20 protein-coding genes and 3 pseudogenes are annotated in these 22,648 nt (G+C 73.3%); 5 read left to right on the forward strand and 18 right to left on the reverse strand.

Features of this window, described 5'->3' with window-relative positions; translation table 11 throughout:
- Nucleotides 1-100: 100 nt before the first annotated feature.
- Entirely contained in the window at nt 101-523 is a 423-nt protein-coding gene (locus OG798_RS01475; RefSeq protein ID WP_328755962.1) for an acyl carrier protein, read from the reverse strand.
- Nucleotides 524-690: 167 nt separating this feature from the next.
- A complete protein-coding gene (gene fabD / locus OG798_RS01480; protein ID WP_328755963.1) occupies nt 691-1,659 on the reverse strand; it encodes an ACP S-malonyltransferase in 969 nt (322 codons plus the stop codon).
- A 213-nt stretch (nt 1,660-1,872) separates the two neighbouring features.
- Here fabD and OG798_RS01485 point away from each other — a divergent pair, with 213 nt between their 5' ends.
- Nucleotides 1,873-2,469 carry a TetR/AcrR family transcriptional regulator gene (locus OG798_RS01485; protein ID WP_179436231.1) on the forward strand — a complete coding sequence of 199 codons (597 nt, stop codon included), beginning with the start codon at nt 1,873-1,875 and terminating at the stop codon, nt 2,467-2,469.
- A 288-nt stretch (nt 2,470-2,757) separates the two neighbouring features.
- Here OG798_RS01485 and OG798_RS01490 read toward each other — a convergent pair whose 3' ends face one another.
- Nucleotides 2,758-3,957, reverse strand: coding sequence for an FAD-dependent monooxygenase (locus OG798_RS01490; RefSeq protein ID WP_328755964.1), 1,200 nt, complete (start codon nt 3,955-3,957; stop codon nt 2,758-2,760).
- A gap of 232 nt (nt 3,958-4,189) precedes the next feature.
- On the opposite strand from OG798_RS01490, the gene OG798_RS01495 reads away from it, so the two are divergent.
- Nucleotides 4,190-4,663 (forward strand): DUF1772 domain-containing protein, encoded by a 474-nt coding sequence (locus tag OG798_RS01495; RefSeq protein ID WP_054229246.1) that lies wholly within the window; start codon nt 4,190-4,192, stop codon nt 4,661-4,663.
- Between the two features lie 129 nt (nt 4,664-4,792).
- Here the strand turns inward: OG798_RS01495 and OG798_RS01500 are convergent, their stop codons facing one another.
- Together OG798_RS01500 and OG798_RS01505 are read right to left on the reverse strand one after the other, a co-directional pair.
- Entirely contained in the window at nt 4,793-4,930 is a 138-nt protein-coding gene (locus OG798_RS01500) for a hypothetical protein (RefSeq protein WP_328755966.1), read from the reverse strand.
- 288 nt (nt 4,931-5,218) lie between these two features.
- Nucleotides 5,219-6,445 (reverse strand): helix-turn-helix domain-containing protein, encoded by a 1,227-nt coding sequence (locus tag OG798_RS01505; protein ID WP_075032279.1) that lies wholly within the window; start codon nt 6,443-6,445, stop codon nt 5,219-5,221.
- Nucleotides 6,446-6,701: 256 nt separating this feature from the next.
- On the opposite strand from OG798_RS01505, the gene OG798_RS01510 reads away from it, so the two are divergent.
- The gene (locus OG798_RS01510) at nt 6,702-6,872 is read left to right on the forward strand and encodes a hypothetical protein (RefSeq protein WP_164331916.1); all 171 of its coding nucleotides are present in this window, start codon (nt 6,702-6,704) and stop codon (nt 6,870-6,872) included.
- A 111-nt stretch (nt 6,873-6,983) separates the two neighbouring features.
- Here OG798_RS01510 and tnpB read toward each other — a convergent pair whose 3' ends face one another.
- From tnpB to OG798_RS01535, 5 genes and pseudogenes are all read right to left on the reverse strand, one after another.
- Nucleotides 6,984-8,477 (reverse strand): IS607 family element RNA-guided endonuclease TnpB, encoded by a 1,494-nt coding sequence (gene tnpB / locus OG798_RS01515; RefSeq protein WP_328755968.1) that lies wholly within the window; start codon nt 8,475-8,477, stop codon nt 6,984-6,986.
- Nucleotides 8,474-8,938, reverse strand: a pseudogene (locus OG798_RS01520) (IS607 family transposase); the annotation flags it as partial. The pseudogene OG798_RS01520 and the gene tnpB, both read right to left, overlap by 4 nt.
- A 246-nt stretch (nt 8,939-9,184) precedes the next feature.
- A pseudogene (locus OG798_RS01525) lies at nt 9,185-9,849 on the reverse strand (nucleotidyl transferase AbiEii/AbiGii toxin family protein).
- Nucleotides 9,846-10,211: a hypothetical protein gene (locus OG798_RS01530; RefSeq protein WP_328755971.1), complete on the reverse strand. Its 366-nt coding sequence runs from the start codon at nt 10,209-10,211 to the stop codon at nt 9,846-9,848. Before OG798_RS01530 ends, OG798_RS01525 begins: the two are co-directional and overlap by 4 nt.
- 428 nt (nt 10,212-10,639) lie before the next feature.
- Nucleotides 10,640-11,419, reverse strand: a complete 780-nt coding sequence (locus tag OG798_RS01535) for a response regulator transcription factor (protein ID WP_328755972.1) — start codon at nt 11,417-11,419, stop codon at nt 10,640-10,642.
- A gap of 156 nt (nt 11,420-11,575) precedes the next feature.
- Here OG798_RS01535 and tnpA point away from each other — a divergent pair, with 156 nt between their 5' ends.
- Both tnpA and OG798_RS01545 read left to right on the forward strand, forming a co-directional pair.
- Nucleotides 11,576-12,004, forward strand: coding sequence for an IS200/IS605 family transposase (gene tnpA, locus OG798_RS01540; RefSeq protein WP_328759965.1), 429 nt, complete (start codon nt 11,576-11,578; stop codon nt 12,002-12,004).
- Nucleotides 12,001-13,209, forward strand: a complete 1,209-nt coding sequence (locus OG798_RS01545; RefSeq protein WP_328755973.1) for an RNA-guided endonuclease InsQ/TnpB family protein — start codon at nt 12,001-12,003, stop codon at nt 13,207-13,209. The genes tnpA and OG798_RS01545 overlap by 4 nt, the downstream gene beginning before the upstream one ends.
- Before the next feature lie 219 nt (nt 13,210-13,428).
- On the opposite strand, the gene OG798_RS01550 is transcribed toward OG798_RS01545, so the two are convergent.
- From OG798_RS01550 to OG798_RS01585, 8 genes and pseudogenes are all read right to left on the reverse strand, one after another.
- Nucleotides 13,429-15,036, reverse strand: coding sequence for an ANL family adenylate-forming protein (locus tag OG798_RS01550; RefSeq protein ID WP_328755974.1), 1,608 nt, complete (start codon nt 15,034-15,036; stop codon nt 13,429-13,431).
- Between the two features lie 106 nt (nt 15,037-15,142).
- Nucleotides 15,143-15,442, reverse strand: a pseudogene (locus OG798_RS01555) (methyltransferase domain-containing protein); the annotation flags it as partial.
- Nucleotides 15,443-15,472: 30 nt separating this feature from the next.
- Entirely contained in the window at nt 15,473-15,742 is a 270-nt protein-coding gene (locus OG798_RS01560) for a hypothetical protein (protein ID WP_328755975.1), read from the reverse strand.
- 141 nt (nt 15,743-15,883) lie between these two features.
- A complete protein-coding gene (locus OG798_RS01565) occupies nt 15,884-16,771 on the reverse strand; it encodes a 4'-phosphopantetheinyl transferase family protein (protein WP_328755976.1) in 888 nt (295 codons plus the stop codon).
- Nucleotides 16,768-18,801 (reverse strand): beta-ketoacyl [acyl carrier protein] synthase domain-containing protein, encoded by a 2,034-nt coding sequence (locus OG798_RS01570; protein WP_328755977.1) that lies wholly within the window; start codon nt 18,799-18,801, stop codon nt 16,768-16,770. The genes OG798_RS01565 and OG798_RS01570 overlap by 4 nt, the downstream gene beginning before the upstream one ends.
- A gap of 30 nt (nt 18,802-18,831) precedes the next feature.
- On the reverse strand, nt 18,832-19,671 hold the full coding sequence (locus OG798_RS01575) for a phosphopantetheine-binding protein (RefSeq protein WP_328755978.1): 840 nt from the start codon (nt 19,669-19,671) through the stop codon (nt 18,832-18,834).
- 193 nt (nt 19,672-19,864) lie between these two features.
- Nucleotides 19,865-20,695, reverse strand: a complete 831-nt coding sequence (locus tag OG798_RS01580; RefSeq protein ID WP_267060024.1) for an AfsR/SARP family transcriptional regulator — start codon at nt 20,693-20,695, stop codon at nt 19,865-19,867.
- 318 nt (nt 20,696-21,013) lie between these two features.
- Nucleotides 21,014-22,633, reverse strand: coding sequence for an acyl-CoA carboxylase subunit beta (locus tag OG798_RS01585; RefSeq protein WP_328755980.1), 1,620 nt, complete (start codon nt 22,631-22,633; stop codon nt 21,014-21,016).
- Nucleotides 22,634-22,648: the final 15 nt, after the last annotated feature.

Here is a 22,648-nt window from a genome sequence, read left to right on the forward strand (position 1 = left end):
GCCGGCCGGGGCCCGCGCGGGCGGGGGCGGGAGGGGTGGCGGGGGTGCGGGACGCCGTTGGCCCGCACCGCCACCGACCCCGGGGGGAGGGGGTGCGGGTTCAGGCGGTGTGCTGGGCCTCGGCCCGCTCGGTCAGCAGGTCGGTGAGGTTCTGCACGGTGAACAGGCCCAGCACGCCCTCGGCGGTCAGCGGCTCGCTGAGCTGGCTGCGGTCGAACTGCGGCAGGACCTTCTCCAGGTGGGTGAGGCCGGTGTCGTTGACGACCTCGTTCTCGTCGCCGAACTCCTCGTCGGGGATGCCGCCCTGCAGCAGGGCGGCGATGTCGGCCACGGTGATCTTCACCTTGGTGGCGCGCTCGATACGGAAGAGGATGTCGAGCAGGTCGATCGACTCGGCACCCAGCTGCCCGAGCAGGGTCGCCTCGGGCACGGCCTCGGCCTCGTCGATGCCCAGGGCGTCGGCGATGGCGGCCTGGACCGCGGAGAAGTAGTCGGTCGAGGTGGGGGTCAGGGTTTCGGACACCGTTGGCTGCCTTTCGATGGGTCGTTCCGCCGGTACCGGCCCGGGGGCCCGCACCGGACGGACGGGAGAGGAAAAAGAAAAGGAAGAGAAGGGAGAGGAGGGAGAGAAGGGAAGGGGAGAGAGGGGGCGGGCGGTGGGTGCGGGCCGGGGCGGGTCCGCGCGCCGGGTCAGGCGGCGGCGCCAGGGGCGGGCTCCTGCCCGAGCTCGCGCAGCAGTGCAAAGATCCGGCGCGCGTCGTGGGTGCTGCGCACCACGGAGTGGACGCCGGTGCGGTTGGCGAAGCCGCTGAGCACCCGGCCGGGGCCGACCTCCAGGCAGCCGTCCACGGCGTGCGCGGCCGCGGCGCCCAGCACGTCCACCCACCGCACCGGCCCGGCCAGCTGACGGCGCAGCAGATCGCGGGCGTGGCTGCCGTCGCGCACCAGGGTGCCGGTCACCGAGCTGATCACGGGCAGCCGGGGCGCGCTGAAGCACACGCGCTCCAGTTCGGCGGCGAACTCGTCCTCGATCGCCCGCATCAGCGAGCAGTGGAAGGGCGCGGAGACCTTCAGTGCCACCGCCCGCTCGGCGCCCGCGGCCAGTGCCCGGCGGGCGGCCTCCTCGACCGCGGGGCGCTGTCCGGAGATCACGGTCTGGCCCGGCTCGTTGTAGTTGGCGATCTCCACCACGCCCAGGGGGGCGCAGTCCGCGCAGATCTCCTCGATCCGGGCGGCGGCAAGGCCCAGTACGGCCGTCATCGCGCCGCCGACCCGGCGGGAGACCCCCGCCATCAGCTCGCCCCGGCGGCGTACCAGCCGCAGCGCCGCCTCGGCCTCCAGCACCCCGGCGGCCACCAGCGCGGGGTACTCCCCCAGGCTGTGCCCGGCCACCACGGCGGGCACGAAACCCGCCTGGTCGCGCAGTACCTCAAGGACCGCGAGGCTGGTGGCGACGATGGCGGGCTGGGCGATCTCGGTCGGGGCCAGCTCCTCCTCCGGCGCGGTGCTGCACAGCGCGGTCAGCGGCAGGCCGGTCGCCTCCTCGGCGCGGGCCAGGACGCGTCCGGCGGTGCGGGGGTGGTCACGCAGCAGATGCCCGGCCATGCCCGCGCGCTGCGAGCCCTGCCCGGGAAACATCGTGAAGAGATTGTCGATCATCCCCGTTCCTGCCTCACTGAGTTGTCGGAAGAACCGTCGGAAAAACTGCCGGAAGAGCTGTCCGAAGAGCTGTTTTCAGAGCCGGAGAAAGGTCATCGAGCGGTCGGCTGGCGGTGCTCGATTCTGTGAATCTGCCACGGGGCTCTGGCGCATTCCTTGAATGCGTCTGGACCGGCACTACGGCGCCCGGCAATCAGCAACTAACGTGCTGGCATGGTGAGGATGAGTGCAGACGAGCGGCGCCGCAGCGTCATCCGCGCGGCCGTGAGCGAATTCGCCCGGGGCGGGTACGACGGCACGTCCACCGAGGCCATCGCCCGGCGTGCGGGGGTGTCGCAGCCGTACCTCTTCCGGCTCTTCGCGGGCAAGCGGGCGCTCTTCCTCGCGGCGGCGCGGTGCTGCCTGGCCGACACCGCCCGGCTGTTCACCGAGGCCACCGAGGGCCTGGCGGGCGAGGAGGCGCTGCGCGCCATGGCCAACGCGTACACCCGCGTCATCGTCAAGGAGCCGGAGCGGCTGCTGATGCAGATGCAGGTGTATGTCGCGGTGGCGGCGGGCGAGGCGGACGGTGACGCGGCGTTCGGGGAGGCGGTGCGGGCCGAGTGGCGGCGGCTGTGGGACACCGTCCACCGGCCGCTCGGCGCGGACACCGGCCAGACCACCACGTTCATGGCGTACGGGATGCTGGTCAACGTCCTGGTCTGCCTGGGGTTTCCGCCCGGGGACCCGCTCTGGGACGGGCTGTATCCGGCGGCGCGGGCCGGGGCACGGCAGCCGGGCGCCCTCCAGCGACGGCCGGCACCCGGCTGACGCCCGCCGGGCGGGCGGGACCGGTGGGACGGTACGCGCCGGACTGGGCTGGGCCGGCCCCGAAGACCGAGGGGCCGGATCCGGGCCGGGGCCGCGGGGTGCGGGGTGCGGCCGGGACGCCAAGCCCAGGGCCGGTCCGCCGGACCCGGGGTCCCGGGACCCGGGACCCGGTCCCCAGACCGCCTGCGGGCCCGTGAGCCGGGGGGCAGGACAGCCGGAGACGGGGCCCGCAACCGGTCCTGGAACGGCGGGGGTTCTGGAGCGGGGCCGGGGCCGCGAGGGCGGGCGTCAGTCCACGGTGGCGGCCGGGCGGCGGGCCGGGGCCCAGCGGGTGCCGTAGGCGACCTGGCCCTTCTCCGCGGCGGCGAAGGCCTTCGTGTTCCAGTTCTTGCGCATGAACGCCTCCCGCGCCCGGATCAGCAGCGGATTGCGCACCGCGCCCATCCGCCCGATCCGCCAGGCGATGCGCTGCAGCGGCGCGGTACGGGCGCGGCGTTCACGCTCGTAGCGGCGCAGCGCGGCGATGGGGTCGTCGGCGTGCTCCAGGTGCTCGGCGAGGACCAGGGCGTCCTCCAGGGCCTGGCAGGCGCCCTGCCCGATGTTGAAGGTGATGGGGTGCGCGGCGTCGCCGAGCAGGGTGACGCGGCCCTGGCCCCACCGGCGTTCGGGGCTGCGGCCCTCGACGTCGCCGCGGATGATGTCCTCCTGCGGGGTGGCGGCGAGGATGTCGGCCACCGGGCCGCCCCAGCCGCGGTGGCGGCGCAGCAGCATCTCCCGCACGCCGGGCGCGTCCCGGCCGCCCGCGGGCCCGTTGGCCACGCTCATCCAGTGGACCAGGCCGGGTGCGACGTCGTAGTAGGTGAAGCGGGTGCCGGGCCCGAACATTGCGTTGAAGGTGCCCGGCGGGATGTCCGGGTGCTGCAGGGGGGAGCGGCCGCGCCAGGCGATGTAGCCGCTGTAGCGGTTGCGGGCGGGGCCGAAGAGGGCGTCGCGGACCGTGCCGTGGATGCCGTCGGCGCCGATCAGCAGGTCGCCCCGTTCGCTGCCGCCGTCCGCGAACCGTACGGTGACCCCGTCCTGGTCCTGCTCGAAGCCGGTCACGTGGGCCCCGGTGCGCACCGGGGAGCCGTGCAGGGCCTCGCGCAGCACGCCGTGCAGGACGGAGCGCTCGACGGCGATGGTGGGCGCGCCGTAGCGCTCGACGAAGTCGCCGACCGGCCAGGCGCCCAGCACCTCGCCGCGGTGGGTGCTGAAGTGCGCGACCTGCTGGGCCGGGGCCGTCTCGAGGACCTGTCCGGCCACGCCCAGGCAGTCCAGCGCGAGCACGCCGTTGGTCCAGATGTGCAGGCCCGCGCCGCCGTCGCGCAGTGCCTCGGCCCGTTCGAAGACGACGGGCTCAAGACCGGCGCGCTGGAGCGCGAGGGCCGCGGCCAGGCCGCCGATCCCTCCGCCGGCGATGAGTACGCGACGGGCACGTCCAAGGGCCATGGGTCTGTCTCCTCGTGGCTGTCCGGGCGGATGTCCCCGCGGGGAGGGGACGGCACTCCGCTGCGGCCCGGGGTGCTCCCTCGTCCTTGCGGAATCCCCTGCGGACCACTGGAGTTGTCAACGCTAGCATTCGAAGCACTGAACTTGATAGTGTCGGCAGTACATCTAGCGTTGATAAATCCACGTGGCGGCAGGCCATGTGGCAACCGGCAGACGGACAAGGGTGGTTGTGATGGAAACCCTCGTACAGACCCTGGCCGTGGTGGCCACGATGGCCAACGCGGTGGTCTACGGCACCGACGTCTTCTCCGCGATCGTCCAGCGGCCGGCCCTCGCGCACGTCGACGACGCGGTGCTGACCAGCACCATGGGGCAGATCCACCGTTTCGGGGACCGCCGGATGCCCGTCCCGGGCGTCTTCGGCCTGCTCGCCACGGTGGCCACGGCCGTCGCGGCCGGGTTCGGCGGCCGCGTGACGGCGGCCGCGGCGGCCGCCGTCGCGGCGGCGGCCCTGGTGGTGTGGCTGGCCGTCTACAACAAGGTGAGCGCGCCGGTGAACAAGGAGCTGACCGACGCGGCCCTCGACTGCCGCACCGCGCCGAACGCGCGGGGCCTGCAGCGCACCTGGGACAGCGTCATCAACGCCCGGGTCGTGCTGCAGGCGGTGGCGCTGGGCGCGATGTGCGTGGCACTCGTGGCGTCCTGACACCGCGGAAGGCGGCTGCCGCGGATACGGGCGGGGGGTGAGGAAGGGAAACCCGCGGGTCTCCCGCCCCACCCCCTTCCCGCCTCCCGCCTCCCGCCTCCCGCACCCGCTTGCCGTCCGCGGCGGCCCCTACTGCAGGGCGATGCTGCCCAGGACGGACATCTCGGTGTCCTCGTCCGGGCCGTCGGTGATCTCACTGCCGAATGCGGGGCTGAGCTCCGGCTCGTTTCCTGCGGGATTCTTCTTCTTGCTGTTCCTGCTGACCACGGTGGTGTCCCTTCGGGCGTGAGCGGCCAATACCGTACTGAGATTCACGAAGGTCCGCACCGCGCGTCAAGGCGCATTGCGCCGCGTCCACCGGAATGCGAGGCGCCCTCGAGAAATCCGGCAAAGGAAATACGCATTCCGCACCGCACTCCCCCGCGGTCGGCGGGAATCAGCGCGCCGCCCGCCCCGCCCGAATTCCCCCACTCCCCCGCCTTCCCCTGCCCCTTCTCTGCGCTGCCCTTCCCTGCCCCTTTTCCTCCCGCAGTGGTCCGGCCGGGCGCGGGCGGGTCACGCCGGTTCGGCCGGGGCGGGCCGGGACTGGGCGAGGGCGTCCGCGAGGGTCCGCCAGATCTCCGCCGCGAGGTCGATGTTGGCGTCCGCCTGGGCCTGCTGCGCCAGGGTGCGCAGCCCCTCCACGCCGGAGGCGTCGCCGCCCAGGATCAGCAGCTGCTGGCGCAGGATCTCCAGCCGCACCCGGTCGCGGTAGGTCATCCTCGGCTCGTCCCCGGCCAGGTCGCCCAGCAGGGCGCGGGCATCGTCGTAGCGGCCGGTGGCGAACGCCAGATCGGCCTTCAGCGCGGTCAGGTCCTGGCGCAGGGCGGGCGTGCCGACGAAGGCGAGGGCGGCCTCGGCCTGGGCGGCGCAGGCCTCGGCCCGCGCGGGGTCGGGGGGCAGGGTCTGCAGGTGCAGCCGGCCCGCGGCCAGCCGCAGCCTGAGCCACAGCACCAGGTCCTCCTGGCTGCTGAAACGCTCCAGGGCCGCATCCAAAAAGGCCTGCGCCCCGGTGTGGTCGCCCTGGCGCACCCGGACGGCGGCGGCCGTCCACATGGCCTCGGCCCACAGCGCGTCGGTGCGGCCGGCGACCAGCGCGGCCAGTTCGTCGGCGTGCACCCGCGCCTCCGGCACCTGCCCGGCCTCCGCCTGCACCGACACCAGCGCCAGCAGCGCGGCGGCCCGGTCCTCCACGCCCAGGTCCTCGCCCAGGGCGAGGCGGTGGGCGGCGACGGCCGCGTCCAGGGCCGGGGTGATCTCACCGAGCGAGCGCAGGCAGCGGGCCAGCCGGGTCAGGCCGCGCACCCGCAGCTCGGCCGATCCCACCTCGTCGCCGAGCGCCACCAGCCGGCCGAGGTCCGCGCGTTCGGCGGCGTGATCGCCCTGCAGCCGGGCGGCCCGGGCCAGCAGCCACAGCGCCTGCCAGCGCAGCACCGCGCTCTCGTGGCCCTCGGCGGCCAGCGCCGCGCGCAGCGCCCCGATGGCGTCCGCGGAACCGGTGGAGGACGCCAGCGTCAGCGCGTGCGCCAGGGAACCGGTGACCGGCTCCTCGAAGTCGGCGACGTCCAGGCCCAGCCGGCCCGCCAGATAGCCCACGGCCCGGTCGGTGGGCTGGCGCGCCCCCGATTCCAGGCGGGAGAGATAGCCGGTGGACATGCCCTCGCCGGCCAGCGCCGTCTGCGACAGCCCCTGGGCCGTCCGGAGCTTTTTCAGGCGGTGTCCGAACGCGGGCTGTCGCAGCATGACCGAATCCCCTGGGGTGAGCGGGCAAGAAAGTTTCACCGGGAGCCGCCCCGAGCGTAGGGCGCCGGGCAACACGCGGGCAAACCTTTGCCAGGCCCCCGCCGGGAATCTCGTGCCGCTCTCACGCGCCTCTCACGCGCCTCTCGTGGACTCCTCCAGCGTTCCTCCAGCGCGGCGGAGCACGCTCGGCAGGACCCGGCCGGCGCACCCGGCCGGGCGCGGAGTCCTTGTGCAGGTCAACGCCCGGGAGTCGACGATGAGGCCATCGGTGTGCGCACCACCCCGGGCGGCGTGGACGGCCACCGCGGGACACGGCAGCGGCCCCTCCCCGGCCGCGGACACCGGCCACCCCGCCCCGCCCGCGCCGGACGCACCGTCCGACGAGGACATCGGCTGGCCCAAACGGTGCGCCCCGCCCGGCCCGTAACTCCCGTAACCCTCGTTAACCGTTAACCCCGTGCCCCTTTGCACCCGTTGCTTCGAGTCTTAGCGACTCTCAGTATTCCGGGTGTTTCCGCCCGGAAGGTTCGTGACGGTGTCACCAGAGCGCGAGTTGCTCGCGCCTGGTGTCCTGTCGACGATCTCTCGTTTCCGTCCCCTGGCGGGGTGTTGCGCCAGCTGCCCGCGTGCCCGTCCCCTTGCGGGTTCGGGCGGTGCGGGTCTTCTGCTTGGCTCCACGAGGCTTCGGCACCACCACCAGGGGGCCCGGGTCTCCGGCCACTCCGGTACCCGTTCTACCGTTGGCCGCCGCGAGGGCGGCCAGATTGTGGCCTGCGTTCGCATCCCGGTCCAGGACGAGTCCGCAGACGTCGCACTCGAAGACACGCACGCCGAGGGGCAGTTTGGCTTTCACCACACCGCAGCGGGAGCAGGTCTTCGAAGAGGGCATCCAGCGGTCGGCGACGATCAGACGTCCACCGTGGCGCTGGGTCTTGTAGGTGAGCTGGCGCCGCAGTTCCCCGAACGCCGCGTCGGAGATACGGCGGGACAGACGCCGGTTGCGGACCATGCCTTTCACGTTGAGGTCCTCGACCACGACGGTGCCGTACTCGGCGGGGATACGCGCGGTGGCCTGGTGGAGATGGTTCTCCCGCAGGTTCGCCACCCGGTGGTGCACCCGGTTACGGACCGCGTTGGCTTTCTCCCAGCGACGGGACGGGGCCTGTCCGGTGCGCCGGTCGGGGCCGCGTCGGCGGGAGACGGTCCGGGAGGCCTTCCGGAGCTGCGTGAGTGCCTGGTCGTAGTGCTTGGGGTTCGCGACCTCGCGGACCTCGCCGGCCGAGTCCGCCATGACGAGGAGAGTCTTGACGCCGAGGTCGATCCCGACTGCCGTGCCGGGGCGGGTGGCAGGGGCGATGGCGTGGCGTTCCTCGGTCTGCAGGACCGCGAACCAGCGGCCCCGCTCGAACCGCACCGTCACCGACAGAATCCGCGTCCCGCCTTCGGCGATCGCGTCCACGAGGGGCTGGACGTCCTCATGGAGGCGGATCCGGCCGAGGCGGGGCAGGACGATATGCCGCCGGTCATCGAGGCGGATGGTGCCGGTGGTGAACTTGCACGCCGGACGAGCCTTCCGCTTCGACTTGAAACGGGGTCTGCCCATCCGGGCTCCCTTGCGCTCGCCGCGCCGGGACTTGGCGTAGTTGTCGAACGCGGCGGCAGCGTTCGCGAGGCCGGTGTTGTAGGCCTCCTTCGAGTTCTGCGCCCACCACTCCCGCAGGAACGGGTCGTTGTGTTTGGCCTCGTTGAACACCTTCCGCAACGACGGCAGCGACCACGACCGCCACGCAACGCGCTCTGCCTCGGGAACGCCGTAGGTCTCCTCCGCCGCGCGCTGCGACCAACTCGCCAGCACATGCCGCACCGCCCAGTTGTAGGCGACCCGCGCCGCCCCGCAATGCGAGGCCAGAGCCTGCAGGCCGGACGCATTGGGGTCGAGGGCGAGCCTGTGGCCCACAACGTGGAAGCCGGGCCGCGCCTCGAACCCCCGGCGCTTCTTCTTCCCGCTCCCGGCAGGCTCCGCCCCGCTCACCCGGTCGTCTCCGCCGCCGGAGCGGTGGCCTCGGCGATAGCGCGTGCGGCCCGGTTCTTCGCCGCTCGCTGCCCATACAGCCGGGCACACATCGAGGTGAGGACTTCAGTGATGTCCCGGACCAGGCCGCTGGTCGTCTCCTGCGGATCGAGCACCACCAGACGCCGGCCGGAAGCCGACCGTGCCGATTCCAGATGCTCGACACCGAAACGGGCCAGCCGGTCGCGATGATCCACGACGATGACGGCAACGGCCGGGTCCGACAGGACACGGTGCAGCTTGCGCCGATTCCCGTTCAGTCCCGACCCGACCTCGGTCACAACCTCGGCAACGGCGAGCCCCAGCCCGATGGCTCCCTGGACGACAGCGGCGAGCGCCATGTTGTAGACCTTCCGCACGCACCCGAACGTGCGCGACAGCTCCGCTGCCTGTGCATCCGTCGGATAGAAGCGGTACCGATACGCCCGCTTCACGTGAGTGCCCACAGCTCACAAACTATCGCATCGACTTGTCACTATCTGCGGGTAGTTGGCCGGATCGACGATCCGCCCTGGCGGCGAATCGTCTTTCCCTGCACTGCTCCGCAGGAGTCCGTTTCCTCGCCGCCCTGAAGGGCGGAGTATCCATGGAGGGATCAGATGACGATCTACGGCTGACTGCCGACGGTGAGCTGCGTGTTACCGGCCCGCACACGAGCAGCCGCAGCATCAGACCTCGTGGTCGTCTGCGCCGAGCCGATGGTCGAGGTCGCTTGCCCAATGCTGGGCCCAGGCCCGTAGACGTGAGGTCTCGTCCTCGGTGAGTCCGTAGGCGCGAATTCCTCGTCGTCGTACCACTCGGCGCCGGCGAGACGGTCGTGGAGGTCCTGGAGGCGGAACTCGTCGCGGCCGTGCCGCTCGCCGAGCCGTTCGAGGTCGTTCGTGGTGTGGTGCTCGGCGGCGGCGTGCACGTCGATGAGATCTCTTACCGCGCCCCGGTCAGCCAGGGCGCGGACCTTGGTGCCGATGACGTCAGGAAGAGCGAGGACCAGGCCGTACTCCGTTTCCACGGGCGGTGCCCAGAGGTTCTCTTTGAGGATGTCCACTTCGCAGTCCTCGCCGGTTGCGGGGACCGCGGCCACAAGGCGTGCGGAGAGCGGGTCCACGCTGACTACCGTGACGGCCCAGCCACGTTGGACCAGACCGTGCTCTACAGCGTGGACGATGTCCGTCAGGGGGGCCGGATTCTCGGTGGCGACGTCGAGGTCCTGACTCAGCCGGTCGACCAGCCCATGGGCCTGGACCGCGTATCCGCCCGTGACGATCAAGGGGTACGGCGTGCCGATCGCGAGGACATCGGCCAAGAGCCGCCGGTGGAGCTCGCTGAGGTTCACGCGGCGGTCGGCGTCCGCCTGGCGAGCGCGGGAAAAGCGTCCTCCCACACCAGGCGGATGTGCCTGCTGACCAGGGTGCGCAGCACGGGCCACTGTGCGACCAGCAGGTCCCGGTCGAGCAGGGTGGTCAGGTCGTCACGCTGCCCCTCGGCAAGGACCGTGCGGTACAGGCTCATGCGCTGGCGCGGCCGGTCCAGGTCGTAGGCGCGAAGCCCGGACCAGGCGACGTGCAGCGGCAGTTCGACCCGGCCCTGCGCGGGTCCGGAAAGCTCGTCGAGCGAGGCGGGCAGGCGACCTGTGTACCGCTCCCGCAGGACTCCGGCGGCGGACGGCAAGGAGACGGGTGAGGACGGTGAAGCCATGCGGCCGATTATCCCCGCTCTGCCCGCCCCCGGTCGCGCAGACGCGGTATCTGCCGCTCCCTCTGGGATGTGCATCATGACGGCGGCTGCCTCCAGCGGGAAGCCGGCGGTACCCGGGTGAGCGCGGCGGATGGTGACCAGCACACGCCACCCGTCCTCGGGTGACCTGTTCTCTGACGAGCCCGCCCGGGGGCAGGTCCTCGAGAACGACGGCGTCCAGGCGATGTAGTCCACATAGCCGTCCCGCGGACCGGGGCGACGAACGCAGCAGCCTGCTCCACGGCCGCTACCGCTCAACGGCGTTTCGCCACGCCACTCTGTGCCGTTGCCCAAAAGTTGACGTGAGCTGGGGAAATGACCTGGGAACGGAGTCAGGTCAGGAGTGCCGTTTTTCATGTGGACGGTGTGGTGTGTGCGGGCGGAGGAGGTCAGTCGAAGGGGGCGTCGGCCGCGGAGGCGGCCGGGCGCAGAGGGGCGGCCGGGGCGCGCAGGCCGGATTCGAAGGCGTAGATCGCGGCGTGGACGCGGTTGCGCAGCCGCAGCTTGTGCAGCAGGTTCTGCACGTGGGTCTTCACGGTGTGCTCGGACAGGGTCAGCGCCCTGGCTATCTCCCCGTTGGACAGGCCGCGGGCCAGCAGATCCAGGACCTGGCACTCGCGGTCGGTGAGCCGGTCGGGGCTGACGGGCGAGATAGGCGCCAGGGGCCCGGCGGCCGGGCGGGGCCCGGGCGGGGGCGGGGTGGGGCCGTGCACCAGGGTGTATCCGGCAGCGGCCAGGACGACCGCGGAGGCCAGCTGCCCGGCGGTGGCGGTGGCCGGCAGATGGCCGCCGGCCGCCCGGCCTGCGGCGTCGGTGCGGCCCGGGCCGCCGAGGGTCAGCAGCGGCAGGTCCCCGCCGCCGAAGGCCGGCGCGGCAAGCTGTCCGCCGCCCAGCGTGCCGTGGGCGACCAGGACGTGCGGGGGCCGGGCGGCCAGCGCGCGCAGCAGCGGCGGTCCCGGTTCGCTCTCGCCGGTAACGCGGATGCCGGGGTGGCCCTCGAGGAGGGCGGTGATGCCGCGGCGGGCGAGCGGGTCCTCACCGATCACGTGCACGCGCACGGCGGCCGGCGCGCCCGGGCGGGGGGCCGGGGCCGGGCCGGCCGCCTCATCAGGGCCGGGGCCGGGGGCCGGTGCGGGGAGCACGCGGAGTGTGGCGTGCCGCTCGTCCATCAGGACCTAGCCAGGGGACGCCCCGCTTCAGCGGGGCGGGGAATGGCTTCTCGACCCTGCTCTGACCTCAATCCGGTGCACGGATCTGCACTGTTCACCTGATGCTGCCTCTCTGCCGCACTAGACCTGTCGCGCCCATATAGTGATCCTGTGACGGTGACCGGAAAGGTTCGCCGGTTTTCCGGCGGCGTGTACGACCTCGGACTCCATGTGGTGTGGTGCCCGAAGTACCGCCGTCCGGTCCTCGGCGGCCGGGTCGCGGAACGTCTGGACGAACTGATCTGCCAGAAGGCGGATGAGCGCGGGTGGGAGAGCATCGCCCTTGAGGTGATGCCCGATCACGTGCACCTGTTCGTCAGACACGACCCGAAGTCGTCGGCCTCGTATGTGGCGAACCAGTTCAAGGGCTTCACCTCCCACGTGCTGCGGGCGGAGTTCCCGCACCTGAAGTCGCGGATGCCCACATTGTGGTCGTCGTCGTACTTCGCCGCCTCGGCCGGCGCGGTGTCGGCGGCCACGGTGGAGAAGTACATCAACACCCAGTGGGAACGCCCCTGGAAGAAGGGCAAGGAGGCGCGAGATTGATACGCGCCTACAAGTTCCTCATGAGGCCCACCGCCCGCCAGACCCAGGCTCTGTCCGAGATGCTGCGTGATCACTGCTCGCTCTACAACGGAGCGCTGCAAGAACGCCGGGACGCCTACCGGCACAGCTCGAAGACGAGCATCAGGTACGGGGACCAGTCCGCGCAGCTCAAGGAGATCCGGGCGTTCGACCCGGAGCGCCAGGGCCGCTGGTCGTTCAGCTCTCAGCAGGCGACCTTGCGCCGCCTGGACAAGGCGTTCCAAGCCTTCTTCCGGCGTGTGAAGGCCGGCCAGACACCCGGATACCCGCGCTTCAAAGGCGCCGGGCACTTCGACACAGTGACCTTCCCGAAGGACGGGGACGGCTGCCGCTGGGACTCCACCCCGCACGATCCGGTCACCCGCATGCGGCTGCAAGGCGTCGGCCACGTCCGCGTGCACCAGCACCGGCCTGTCAAAGGCAGGGTCAAGACGATCTCGGTGAAACGGGAAGGCCGCCGCTGGTACGTCGTGCTCTCCTGTGATGAGGTGCCCCTCGAGCCTTGGCCCGTGACCGGCAGCATCGTCGGCATCGACATGGGCACGGTGCACTTCTTCACCAACTCCAACGGCGTGCACAAGGACAACCCGCGCTTCTGCGCCTCGATGGGCGAGCAGCTGGCCACCGCTCAGCGACACCTGGACACCTTCCCCAGGCGCACGAGGCGCCGGACGAAGAAACACCGTGCCGCCGCCCGAAAGGTTGCGAAGATCCACGCGAAGATCCGACGGCAACGGCTCGACCACCACCACAAGACCGCTCTCGCCCTGGTCCGGGAACACGACGTGATCGGCCACGAGAAGCTGAACACAGCGGGCATGACCAAGACGCCCGCATCCAAGCCCGACCCCGACAACAACGGCGCGTTCCTCCCCAACGGTGCCGCCGCCAAGGCCGGGCTCAACCGCAGCATCCTGGATGCGGGTTGGGGCCTCTTCCTGGGAATCCTGGCGCAGAAGGCTGAGAGTGCCGCTCGCCGCGTGATCCCGGTGAACGCCCGCAACACCTCCCGCGAGTGCCCCGACTGCGGACACACCGCGAAGGAGAACCGCGTCATCCAGGCAAAGTTCGAGTGCGTGAAGTGCGGCCACATCGGCAACGCCGACCACGTCGGCGCGCTCAACGTCCTCAAGAGGGCCGGGCTGGTCCTCTGCGCGGAGGCTTAGCCGCCGGCGCAGGAAGCCCGCGGCTTTAGCCGTGGGTGGAGTCACGGCGGTCTCCTCCCTGTGTCTCTCCCGGGGTGTCCCGTCGGGCCTGGGTTGTCCTGCCGGGTCCTGGGATGTCCGCCCTGCTCACCGTAGGCGGCGGGCGCGGCCGTGTCCGGTGCGCTCCAGCGGGCCACGATCCGTCCGCTACTCCCTCTGGCTCCCGCGCCCCCGGGGGTGTCAGGCGGCGGCCTCCACGGCGGCCAGGGCGTGCAGCCGGCGGCGCAGTTCACGGCGGGCGGGCCGGCCGCCCGGCCGGCGGGGGACGGCGTCGAGGGCCTCCAGGCGGCGGATCTGCTCGCCGGGGCCGAGCCGGGCGTTGGCCTGTTCGGCGACCGAGTCGAGGATGTCGAGCAGGCCGCGGCCGTCGCCGGGGGGCCGCTCGCGCAGGACCACGCCGGCCCAGACCAGGGCGCCGCGTGCCGGGTCGGGCCAGTCCGCGACGATGCAGTCGGCCACCCGCGGGTCCTGGCCGATGACCCGTTCCACCACGGCCGGGGCGACCAGGGCGTCGTCGCAGGCGAACACCGACCCGGACGCGTCGACCAGGTGCAGTCCGCCGTCCGCGTCGAGATAGCCCGTGTCGCCGGTGGACAGCCAGCCGTCCGCGTCCGGCACCGCCCCGGCCGGGGCGGTGGGGCTCAGCTGGGGCCCGCGGATCTGCACTTCGCCGGTCGACCACACCGGCGCGGGCCGAGCGCCGCCCGGCAGGACGACCCGGCACTCGGTGCCCGGCAGCGGGACCCCGACCGCGCCGAGACCGGGCCGCGAGCCGGGCGGCTGGTGGTGGGAGAGGGTGCACACCTCGGTGAGGCCGTAGCCCTGCAGGACCGGCACGCGCAGCGCGTCGCGCAGCCGGCGGGCGCGGTCGGGTTCCAGCGCGCCGCCGCTGACGTGCAGGGCGCTCAGCCGGCGGGCGCCGGTCCGGGCACCGGCCGCGCCCAGCCGGGGGTCGCCGGCGAGGCGGTGCAGCCGGGCGGGCGGGGCGTAGAAGTGGGTGGCCCCGGCCCGCGCGGCTGCTTCCAGCGCCCCGAAGGGATCCGGGCCGGGGCACAGCACCTGCCGGGCCCCGGCGTGGACGGCCGAGTTGAGGTGCACGGCGTGGTACTGCGGCAGGTGGTTGAGGACGACGGAGGAGGGGCCCAGGCGGTGGGCGAGGGCGGTCTGGGCGGCGCCCGCGAGGAGGTTGCGGTGTGTCAGCCGCACCCCGTTCAGCCGGCCCGCACCGTCCGGGGCGAACTGCAGGCACGCCACCGCGTCCACGCCCGGCGCCGGTGTCCGTGCGGGCACGCCGGCGGGCACCGACGCCAGCGCCCGCGCCAGCGGCACACCCCGGCCCGCACCCGCCGGTGTGTCTGCTGCCGTGTCCGCCGGGGTGTCCGTGAGGACGACGGTGTGCAGCAGGGGCAGCCGGTCGCCGAGCCCGGCGAGCAGCCCGGCCAGCGCGGCGGGTACGAAGGCGATCTCGGCCCCGGCCGCCGAGCACACCTCGTACAGGGCGGCCGGCCCCATCAGCGGGTCGAGCAGGGCGAGCGGGTGGCCGCTGCGGACGGTGCCGTAGTACACGGCGGGGAAGACCGCATCGAGGGTGGTGGCCGCGGCGACGACCGCGCCGGCCCGGCCCGCGGCGCGCCGCACGTAGTGGGCGACCCGGTCCGCCTCCCGGTCCAGGGCCGCGAACGACACCCCTGCCCCTGCCACGGTGACGGCCGGGGCGTTTGCGTCACGGGCCGCGGCCCGCCGCAGCAGGTCGTCCAGCGGGCTCTCCAGATACCTGAGGATGGGCACGGCACGACCTCCCGGCGGCAGACGGCACGAACAGCGGATGTCCGGATGCCCCACGGTCGGCGCCCGGGCTCGAGACCCCTTCGAAACCCGCTGGAGACGGGCGCGCCGGCAGGCCACGGACCCGGGCCATCGGGTCGGGCTTTTCGGTGCCGGCACCGAAGAGGCGGCGCAGGTGGGCGTCCCGGCCGGCTATCCAGGGGACCGTGCTGTCCGAGTCGTTCCACCAGAGGGCGAGTGCGCCGCCGGGGCGCAGCACCCGGACGGCTTCCGGGACGGACTTGCGCGGGTCGGTCCAGTGCCAGGCCTGGGCGTAGGTGAGGATGTCGGCGGATCCGGGGGCCAGCGGGTTCCTGTTTGCCCGGCACACAGCACTCCGGGCCGACGGTCTGTGACCGGCGGCCCGGATTCAGCCGTTACCGGCTGCGGCAACCGGCCGTTACTGACGGCCGTTGACCGGACCGTGGAGCTCGTTGTCGGACTTGTGGAAGCCCTTCTTTGTCTCCTTCGTGGTCTCCTTCGTGGTCTGCCTGAAGATGCGGGTCCCATCCGGGCGGACTTCCACCTCTTTGATGGTTTCCTTCTTGGTCACCTTGACCGTCTTGCCACCACGCTTCTTGTCCTTGTCCTTGTGATTCTGCCAGTCACCGTCGCCACGATCACTTTGGTTGGACAGATGATGGCGGCCATTACATGACAAGATCGACAAATCATCTCCGTCAGCCCTGACTTGCTCCGTTCCCGCAGGAAAACGTCCGTCCCGCGGCCGGCTACAGCACCGGCAGGGGTCTTCCGCAGCTCGTACGCCGTGGCCTTCGACCGTTATCTCCCACTCCTCTGCCTTCTCGTCTTATGCGGGGAGTGCTGAGGGGTGTCCGCCCACCGGGCGGGGCAGCGGGAAGCTGCGCAGTGCCGCGCGGCTCCAGGGGAAGCCGTAGCCGAGGTGCAGGACCGGGTCCTGGGCCTCGTCGGCGGGGACGGCGACGGCGACCAGCACGTCGGGCACCGGCTCCAGTTCGACGAACCGCCACGGGCGGGCCGTGTCGTCGGCCGGCGGGGTGAAGGCGCGTACGCCGCGTTCGTCGTCCAGCGTGAAGGCGAACGCGTCGAAGGGCAGCCCGAGTCCCAGGCCGCGGGCCTTGGAGTAGGCCTCCTTGAGGGTCCACACGCGCAGCGCGCGCCGGTCGCGGGCCGGGCCGGCGGCGGCGCGCGCGACCCATTCCCGCTCCGGGGCGGCGAAGGTGCGCACGATGGTGGTGATGGCCCGCTCGTCCCGGTCCTCCAGCCGTTCCACGTCCACGCCGATACGGTGCCGGCGCACGATGCCCAGCAGGCTGTAGCCGCCCGCGTGGGAGAGGTTGAAGTCCAGCTGGGAGCCGCCGCGCGGCCCTCCCGCGGCGGCGGGCCGCAAGAAGGGCCGTCCCCGCGCGGAACGCCAGATGACCAGCTCCGCCTCGGCCAGGCCCGCCTCCAGCGCCAGCGCGCGCCGCACCAGGGTGTGGGCCAGGAGGTACTGGCGCCGGTCGCGTTCGAACAGGAAGCGGCTCGCGGTCTTCTGCTCCTGCGCGTCCAGCCAGTGCGTGGCGAGCAGGAGCGCGACCTCGGGCGGCAGGCCGTCGTTGGGACACAGCCACAGCTTGACCGGCTCCCCGCCCCCCGCACCAGGAGCGGGGACGGCCCCGGGTCCGGGGGCAGGTTCGGGGGCGGGGGTGGCCGGGGGTGCGGGGCGGGGGGTCACTGCGGTGCTCCGTCCGTGCCGGGGCCGGGCTCCAGCGGGCGGGGCCGCAGCACGGTGGCGGGCAGCTCGACGGCGGCCGGGCCGGGATGCGCGGGCAGTACGGCGCAGACGTCGGCCCCGGCCAGCCACAGCCGTGTCAGCTGCTCCAGGCGGCCGCCCTGCCACAGGGCGGCCACATAGGCGCGGGTCTCCTCGAGTCCCTCGATCAGCGGCGGGCCCGCGGCGCCGCGCAGGTCGGCGCTGCGCACGCCCGCCGGGCCCGTGCCCGGGCCGGGGTGCGCGGCGAAGCCGGCCAGCGCGTCGGTCAGTTCGGCGACCGTGCGGACGGTCACCGCCAGACGGCAGCGCAACACCGCCCGCCCCAGGCGCAGTTCGTGCGCGAGTGCGGCGAGATCCGGGGCCGCCGGGGCGCCGTCCCGGCCGCCGCCGTCGGACAGGCGGGCCGCGAGCCGGCCGGCGGTGGCCGCCAGGTGCGCGGGCGTCGCGGCGGACAGCAGCACCAGTTCTGCGGGACGCGTGCCCGGCGGCGGGCCCGTGCGGGCCGGGGCGCGGGGGACGGCGGGCGCCTCCTCCACGACCAGCACCACACCCACATCCACACCGTCCGTGCCCTCGACGCCCTCCACGCCGTCCGCAGCGTCTGCCGCATCCCCTGCGTCTGCGGGGCCTGCGGCGTCTACGGCGTCCGTGGGGTCTACGGGAACTGCGGGGGCTGCGGGGGCTGCGGGTCCCGGCACGCTGACCAGCGCCCTGCGGGGCAGCACGGTGCCGTCGTCGCGGCGGGCCGGCTCCCAGGCGGCGGGCGCGGGGCGGTCCGGGCCGGCCAGCAGCACGGCATGGCGCAGCTGCCCCACGGCGCGGACCAGGGCCGCCGCCCCGGTCACCGCCCCGGCATCACCCACCAGCGCCGCCACCGTCCGGGAACTCTCCTCCAGAGCGACCCCCACAGCCTCCAGGCCGGCGTCCGGCACCTCCGACTGCGCGCCGGAGTCCGGGCCTTGCGGGCCGGACTCCGGAGCCTGCGGGCCCGTGTCCGGGGGCCGCAGGCCGGCCGCGGCCAGCGCCCGGCCGACCAGCCGGCCGTGCTGCGGGCCGGGGGCGGCGCGGCCCGGGTGGCCGACCGCGCTGGAGCGGATCACGGCGTGCACGCGGTCGCCGTCGGCACGGGCCGCGGCCAGCGGCTTGAGCAGCACGGCCGCCACCCCCTCACCGGCGCCGGGCCGCTGGCACGCCGGATGCAGGCGCAGCTCGACCGCGCCGACCAGCGCCGCGGCGCACTCGCCCGCGCGCAGCGCACCGAGCGCGAGGTGCAGCGCGGTCAGGAAGGAGGAGTCACCGCTGTCCACGCTCAGACTGGGCCCGCGCAGGTCGAGCAGCCGCGACAGCCGCGCGGCCGGCCCGGGCCGGGAAGCCGGAGGGGCGGTGTGCCGGTGCCCGGCGGGCGGCAGCGCACCGCCGGCCGGGCCGAGCGCGGCATACACCCCCACGCTGCGCGCCGTGCCGTCGGGAGCGGTGAGCCGCTCCAGACGCGCTCCGGCGTATCCGGCGCTCTCCAGCGTCTGCCACGCGCTCTGCGCCAGCAGCCGCTCTTGCAGGTCCAGCCCCGCCGCCTCCCGGGCACCGAGCCCGAACAGGTCCGGGTCGAACTCCTCCACACCGTCCAGGAAATGCCCCCGCCAGCCCGCACACGCCGACCGGCGCCCGCCCGGGAGCGCGGCCTCGGCGATCCGCCCCTGCAGCCCGTTGCGCCAGAACGCCTCCAGATCCCCCGCCTGCGGGAAACGGCCCTGGATCCCCACGACCGCACACGGCACACCGGCCCCGTCGCCGACACCAACACCGGTACCGGGAACAGGGCCGGGGACGGGGACGGGCGGCGGCTCACGGTCCGCCGCCACCGGCAGGGCCACGACCGGCAGGGCCACGACCGGCGGGGCCACGGCCGGCGACGTGCCGGCCAGCAGGGCCACGGCGTGCTCACGCCGCAGGGTGCCGCCCTTGAACCGCGTCAGGATCTCCCGGGTGTCCATCCTCGTGCGCCCTTCGTCTGGGACGGTCCGTCAGGCGGAGCGGGCCGCCAGCAGGGCGGCCGCCTCGTCGATGCTGAGCACCTCGTCACGTACCGCGTCGAGCAGCGCGTCCAGATCGACCCCCGCCGGCGGAACCTGGGCGCCGCCCGGCGCCGGGCCCGCCGGGGAGGGCCCCGCCTGCCCGGCCGGGACGGCAAAAGCCGCGCCGAAGCGGCCCGGCGCGGGCGTGTGGTGCGCTGCCCGCGCGCTGACGTACGCCGCCATGGCCCCGAGGTCGGGCTGGTCGTAGAGCAGGTCGGCCTGCTCGCTGAGCCCGTAGGTGCGGTTGATGCCGGCCAGGAACTCCGCGGCCAGGATCGAGTCCAGCCCCAGCGCCGCGAACGGCGCGCTCACGTCGATGTCCCCCGGCCCGCAGTGCAGGATCCCGGCGAGCTGCTCCCGCAGCGTGTCGGTGACCGCCTCCACAGCCACCTCAGCCACATCCGTATCCACGGCCGTGGCCGTGGCCGTGGCCACGTCTGCCTCCGTGACTGTGGCTGTGTCCGTGTCCGTGTCTGTGGGTGTGGGTGTGGGTGTGGGTGTGGCGGGGCGGGGGGTGCCGAGTTCGGCCGCGACGTGCCGGGCCAGTGCCTGGGGCGTCGGGTGCTCATACAGTGCGGTGGCCGCGATCCGGGTGCCGTAGCGGGCGTTGAGCGCCGCGACGAACTCGACCGACAGCATCGAGTCCAGGCCCAGCAGCCGGAAGGGCTCCTGCGCGTCGAGCGTCTGCGGCTCGATGCGCATCATGCCCGCCAGCACCGCGGTGAGCTCGGCGAGCACGTCGGCCACGGGCGTCGGCGAGGCCGCGGGCGGCTGAGGGACGGATGTCATGGTGGGCGTCTCCAAGGGTCGTATCCCGGGTGGCCGTTGTGGCATTGTGGGCGCCGCCGGCACCCCGCCACATCCCCGGCCGTGGTGATCTGCGCCGGCGGTGACTGGCTCCCGGGAACCAGCCGCCGCCGCGGCCCTCCGCCCAAAGAATGAGCCGCCCTGCGAAGGCCGCCCTGCGCGGGTCCGCGGCGTGTCAGCGCACCCGCGCGGGTGCGGGTGCGGGCGGGCCCGCGCCGTCGGCGGGGGCGGGCGCCGGTGCCGCCTCCGGCGCCGCGGTCTGGATGGAGTGCTGCAGCCGCCGCAGCCGCGGCGAGGGCTCCAGGCCCAGGTCCGCATCGAGGGTGGCGCGCAGCTGGTGGTAGACGCTGAGCGACTCGCTGCGCCGCCCCGAGCGGTGCAGGGCCAGCATGAACTGCGCGTGCAGATTCTCGTGGGTGCGGTAACGGCTGGTCAGCACGGTCAGTTCGGGCAGCAGTTCGCGGTGGCGGCCCAGCCGCAGATCGGCCTCGATGCGCTGGTCCAGCGCGCACAGCCGGCTCTCCTCCAGCCGCCGGGCCTCCATCGCCAGCTGCGCCCCCCTCTGGACGTCGGCGAACGCGGTCCCCGTCCACAGCGCCAGCGCCCGGCCCAGGGTGCGGGCCGCCTCGGCGAAGGCGCCCTGGTCCATGGCCCGGTAGCCCTCCCCCGCGAGCCGCTCGAAGGCGCGCACGTCACTGCTGCCGCCGCCGGAGGCGAGCAGATAGCCGCCCGGCAGGGTCATCAGGACGTCCTTGGCGGCGGCCCGGTCGTCCCCCAGCGCCTGCGCGAGGAGCTCGCGCAGCTGCAGCACGTACGTCTGCAGCGTGGTGCGGGCGCTGCGCGGCGGGGCCGCGCCCCACAGCTCCTCGGTGAGGGCCGCGACCGGCACCACCTGGTCGGCGTGGAGCGCCAGCAGAGCCAGGACCTGCCGCGGTTTCGGCGCGGTCGGGGTGATGGACACCCCGTTCTCCCGCACCGCCAGTGCGCCCAGTACGTCGATGTCCACGCCGTCTCCCCTGGTCGGTGTGCCGTGCCGCACCCACGATTACAAAACAGCACGTCCGGTCTGTCAATACTAGACCGTTCGTGCTGTTTCTATCGGGTGACGGACCGGCGGCGGACGGGCGGCAGGCCGCCGGGGCGCCGGAATCCCCCGGTCCGCGCCCTCCGGGGAGGGGCCGGGCCCCGGCTCCGCCCGCCGCACCCGGCGGCCCGCAAAGCAGACCGCCGGGTCTGCTCCCGGCACGGGAAGGGGCGGAAGGGGGGCGGAAAGGGGAAGTCCGGGGCGGGGAAGTCCGGGGCGGGACGGGGGCGGGGGCGGGGGTTACTGCGGGGGGTTGCCGTGTTTGCGGGAGGGCAGGTCGGCGTGTTTGGCGTGCAGCATGGCCAGGGAGCGGATGAGGACCTCGCGGGTGGCGGCGGGGTCGATGACGTCGTCGACCAGGCCGCGTTCGGCGGCGTAGTAGGGGTGCATGAGTTCGGCCTTGTACTCCTTGACCATGCGGGCGCGCATGGCCTCGGGGTCGGCGGCCTGGGCGATCTGCCGGCGGAAGATGACGCCTGCCGCGCCTGCCGCGCCCATCACGGCGATCTCGTTGGTGGGCCAGGCGTAGGTGAGGTCGGCGCCGATGGACTGGGAGTCCATGACGATGTAGGCGCCGCCGTAGGCCTTGCGCAGGATGAGCGAGATCCGCGGCACGGTCGCGTTGCAGTACGCGTACAGCAGTTTGGCGCCGTGCCGGATGATCCCGCCGTGCTCCTGGTCGACCCCGGGCAGGAATCCGGGCACGTCCAGCAGGGTGACGATCGGGATGTTGAAGGCGTCGCACATCTGCACGAACCGGGCGGCCTTCTCGGAGGCCTCGATGTCCAGCACGCCGGCCAGGGTCTGCGGCTGGTTGGCGACGATGCCCACCACCTGGCCGTCCAGGCGGGCCAGCGCGCAGATGATGTTGCGGGCCCAGCGTTCGTGGACCTCCAGGCAGTCGCCGTCGTCGACGATCTCCTCGATGACCTTCGCCATGTCGTAGGGGCGGTTGCCGTCCGCGGGGACCAGGTCCAGGAGGGACTCGCCGCGCCGTCCGGGCGGGTCGTGGGGGGTGGTGTGCGGGGGGTTCTCGCGGTTGTTCTGCGGGAGCATCGACAGGAGGTAGCGGACCTCGGCGAGGCAGGTCTCCTCGTCGTCGTAGGCGAAGTGCGCCACGCCGGAGGTCTCCGCGTGGACGTCGGCGCCGCCGAGCCCGTTCTGGGTGATCTCCTCGCCGGTGACCGCCTTGACGACGTCGGGGCCGGTGATGAACATCTGCGAGGTCTCGCGGACCATGAACACGAAGTCCGTCAGCGCGGGACTGTAGGCGGCGCCGCCCGCGCACGGGCCGAGCATCACCGAGATCTGCGGGATGACGCCCGACGCCTTCGTGTTGCGCTGGAAGATGCCGCCGTAGCCGGCGAGCGCACTCACGCCCTCCTGGATGCGGGCGCCCGCACCGTCGTTGAGGGAGACCAGCGGCGCGCCGGCCGCGATGGCCATGTCCATGATCTTGTGGATCTTCGTGGCGTGCGCCTCGCCCAGCGCACCGCCGAAGATACGGAAGTCGTGCGCGTAGACGAAGACCGTACGGCCCTCCACCGTGCCCCAGCCGGTGACGACACCGTCGGTGTACGGCTTCCTGGCCTCCAGGCCGAACCCGGTCGCCCGGTGCCGGCGCAACTGCTCGACCTCCTGGAAGCTGCCTTCGTCCAGCAGCAGGGCGATGCGCTCCCGGGCGGTCAGCTTGCCCTTGGCGTGCTGCGCCTCGGTCGCCTTCTCGCTGGGTCCTCGCAGCGCCGCCTCGCGGATCGCGTGCAGTTCGGCCACGCGCCCGCGGATGTCGGCCGGGGCCGGGCCCTGGGCGGGGGTGGGGGCGGGGCCCTGGGTACGGGCGGGGGCGGTGGTCAATGCCATGTCAGGTCCCTTTCT

Source organism: Streptomyces sp. NBC_00271 (assembly GCF_036178845.1).
In the GTDB taxonomy this organism is placed as follows: Bacteria; Actinomycetota; Actinomycetes; order Streptomycetales; family Streptomycetaceae; genus Streptomyces.

Coding starts and splice junctions, on each gene's coding strand:
- fabD (WP_328755963.1), bottom strand. CDS start 1,659: ATGATCGACAATCTCTTCACGATGTTTCCCGGGCAGGGCTCGCAGCGC.
- OG798_RS01485 (WP_179436231.1), top strand. CDS start 1,873: ATGGTGAGGATGAGTGCAGACGAGCGGCGCCGCAGCGTCATCCGCGCG.
- OG798_RS01490 (WP_328755964.1), bottom strand. CDS start 3,957: ATGGCCCTTGGACGTGCCCGTCGCGTACTCATCGCCGGCGGAGGGATC.
- OG798_RS01495 (WP_054229246.1), top strand. CDS start 4,190: ATGGAAACCCTCGTACAGACCCTGGCCGTGGTGGCCACGATGGCCAAC.
- OG798_RS01505 (WP_075032279.1), bottom strand. CDS start 6,445: ATGCTGCGACAGCCCGCGTTCGGACACCGCCTGAAAAAGCTCCGGACG.
- OG798_RS01510 (WP_164331916.1), top strand. CDS start 6,702: ATGAGGCCATCGGTGTGCGCACCACCCCGGGCGGCGTGGACGGCCACC.
- OG798_RS01530 (WP_328755971.1), bottom strand. CDS start 10,211: ATGGCTTCACCGTCCTCACCCGTCTCCTTGCCGTCCGCCGCCGGAGTC.
- OG798_RS01535 (WP_328755972.1), bottom strand. CDS start 11,419: ATGGACGAGCGGCACGCCACACTCCGCGTGCTCCCCGCACCGGCCCCC.
- OG798_RS01570 (WP_328755977.1), bottom strand. CDS start 18,801: ATGGACACCCGGGAGATCCTGACGCGGTTCAAGGGCGGCACCCTGCGG.
- OG798_RS01575 (WP_328755978.1), bottom strand. CDS start 19,671: ATGACATCCGTCCCTCAGCCGCCCGCGGCCTCGCCGACGCCCGTGGCC.
- OG798_RS01585 (WP_328755980.1), bottom strand. CDS start 22,633: ATGGCATTGACCACCGCCCCCGCCCGTACCCAGGGCCCCGCCCCCACC.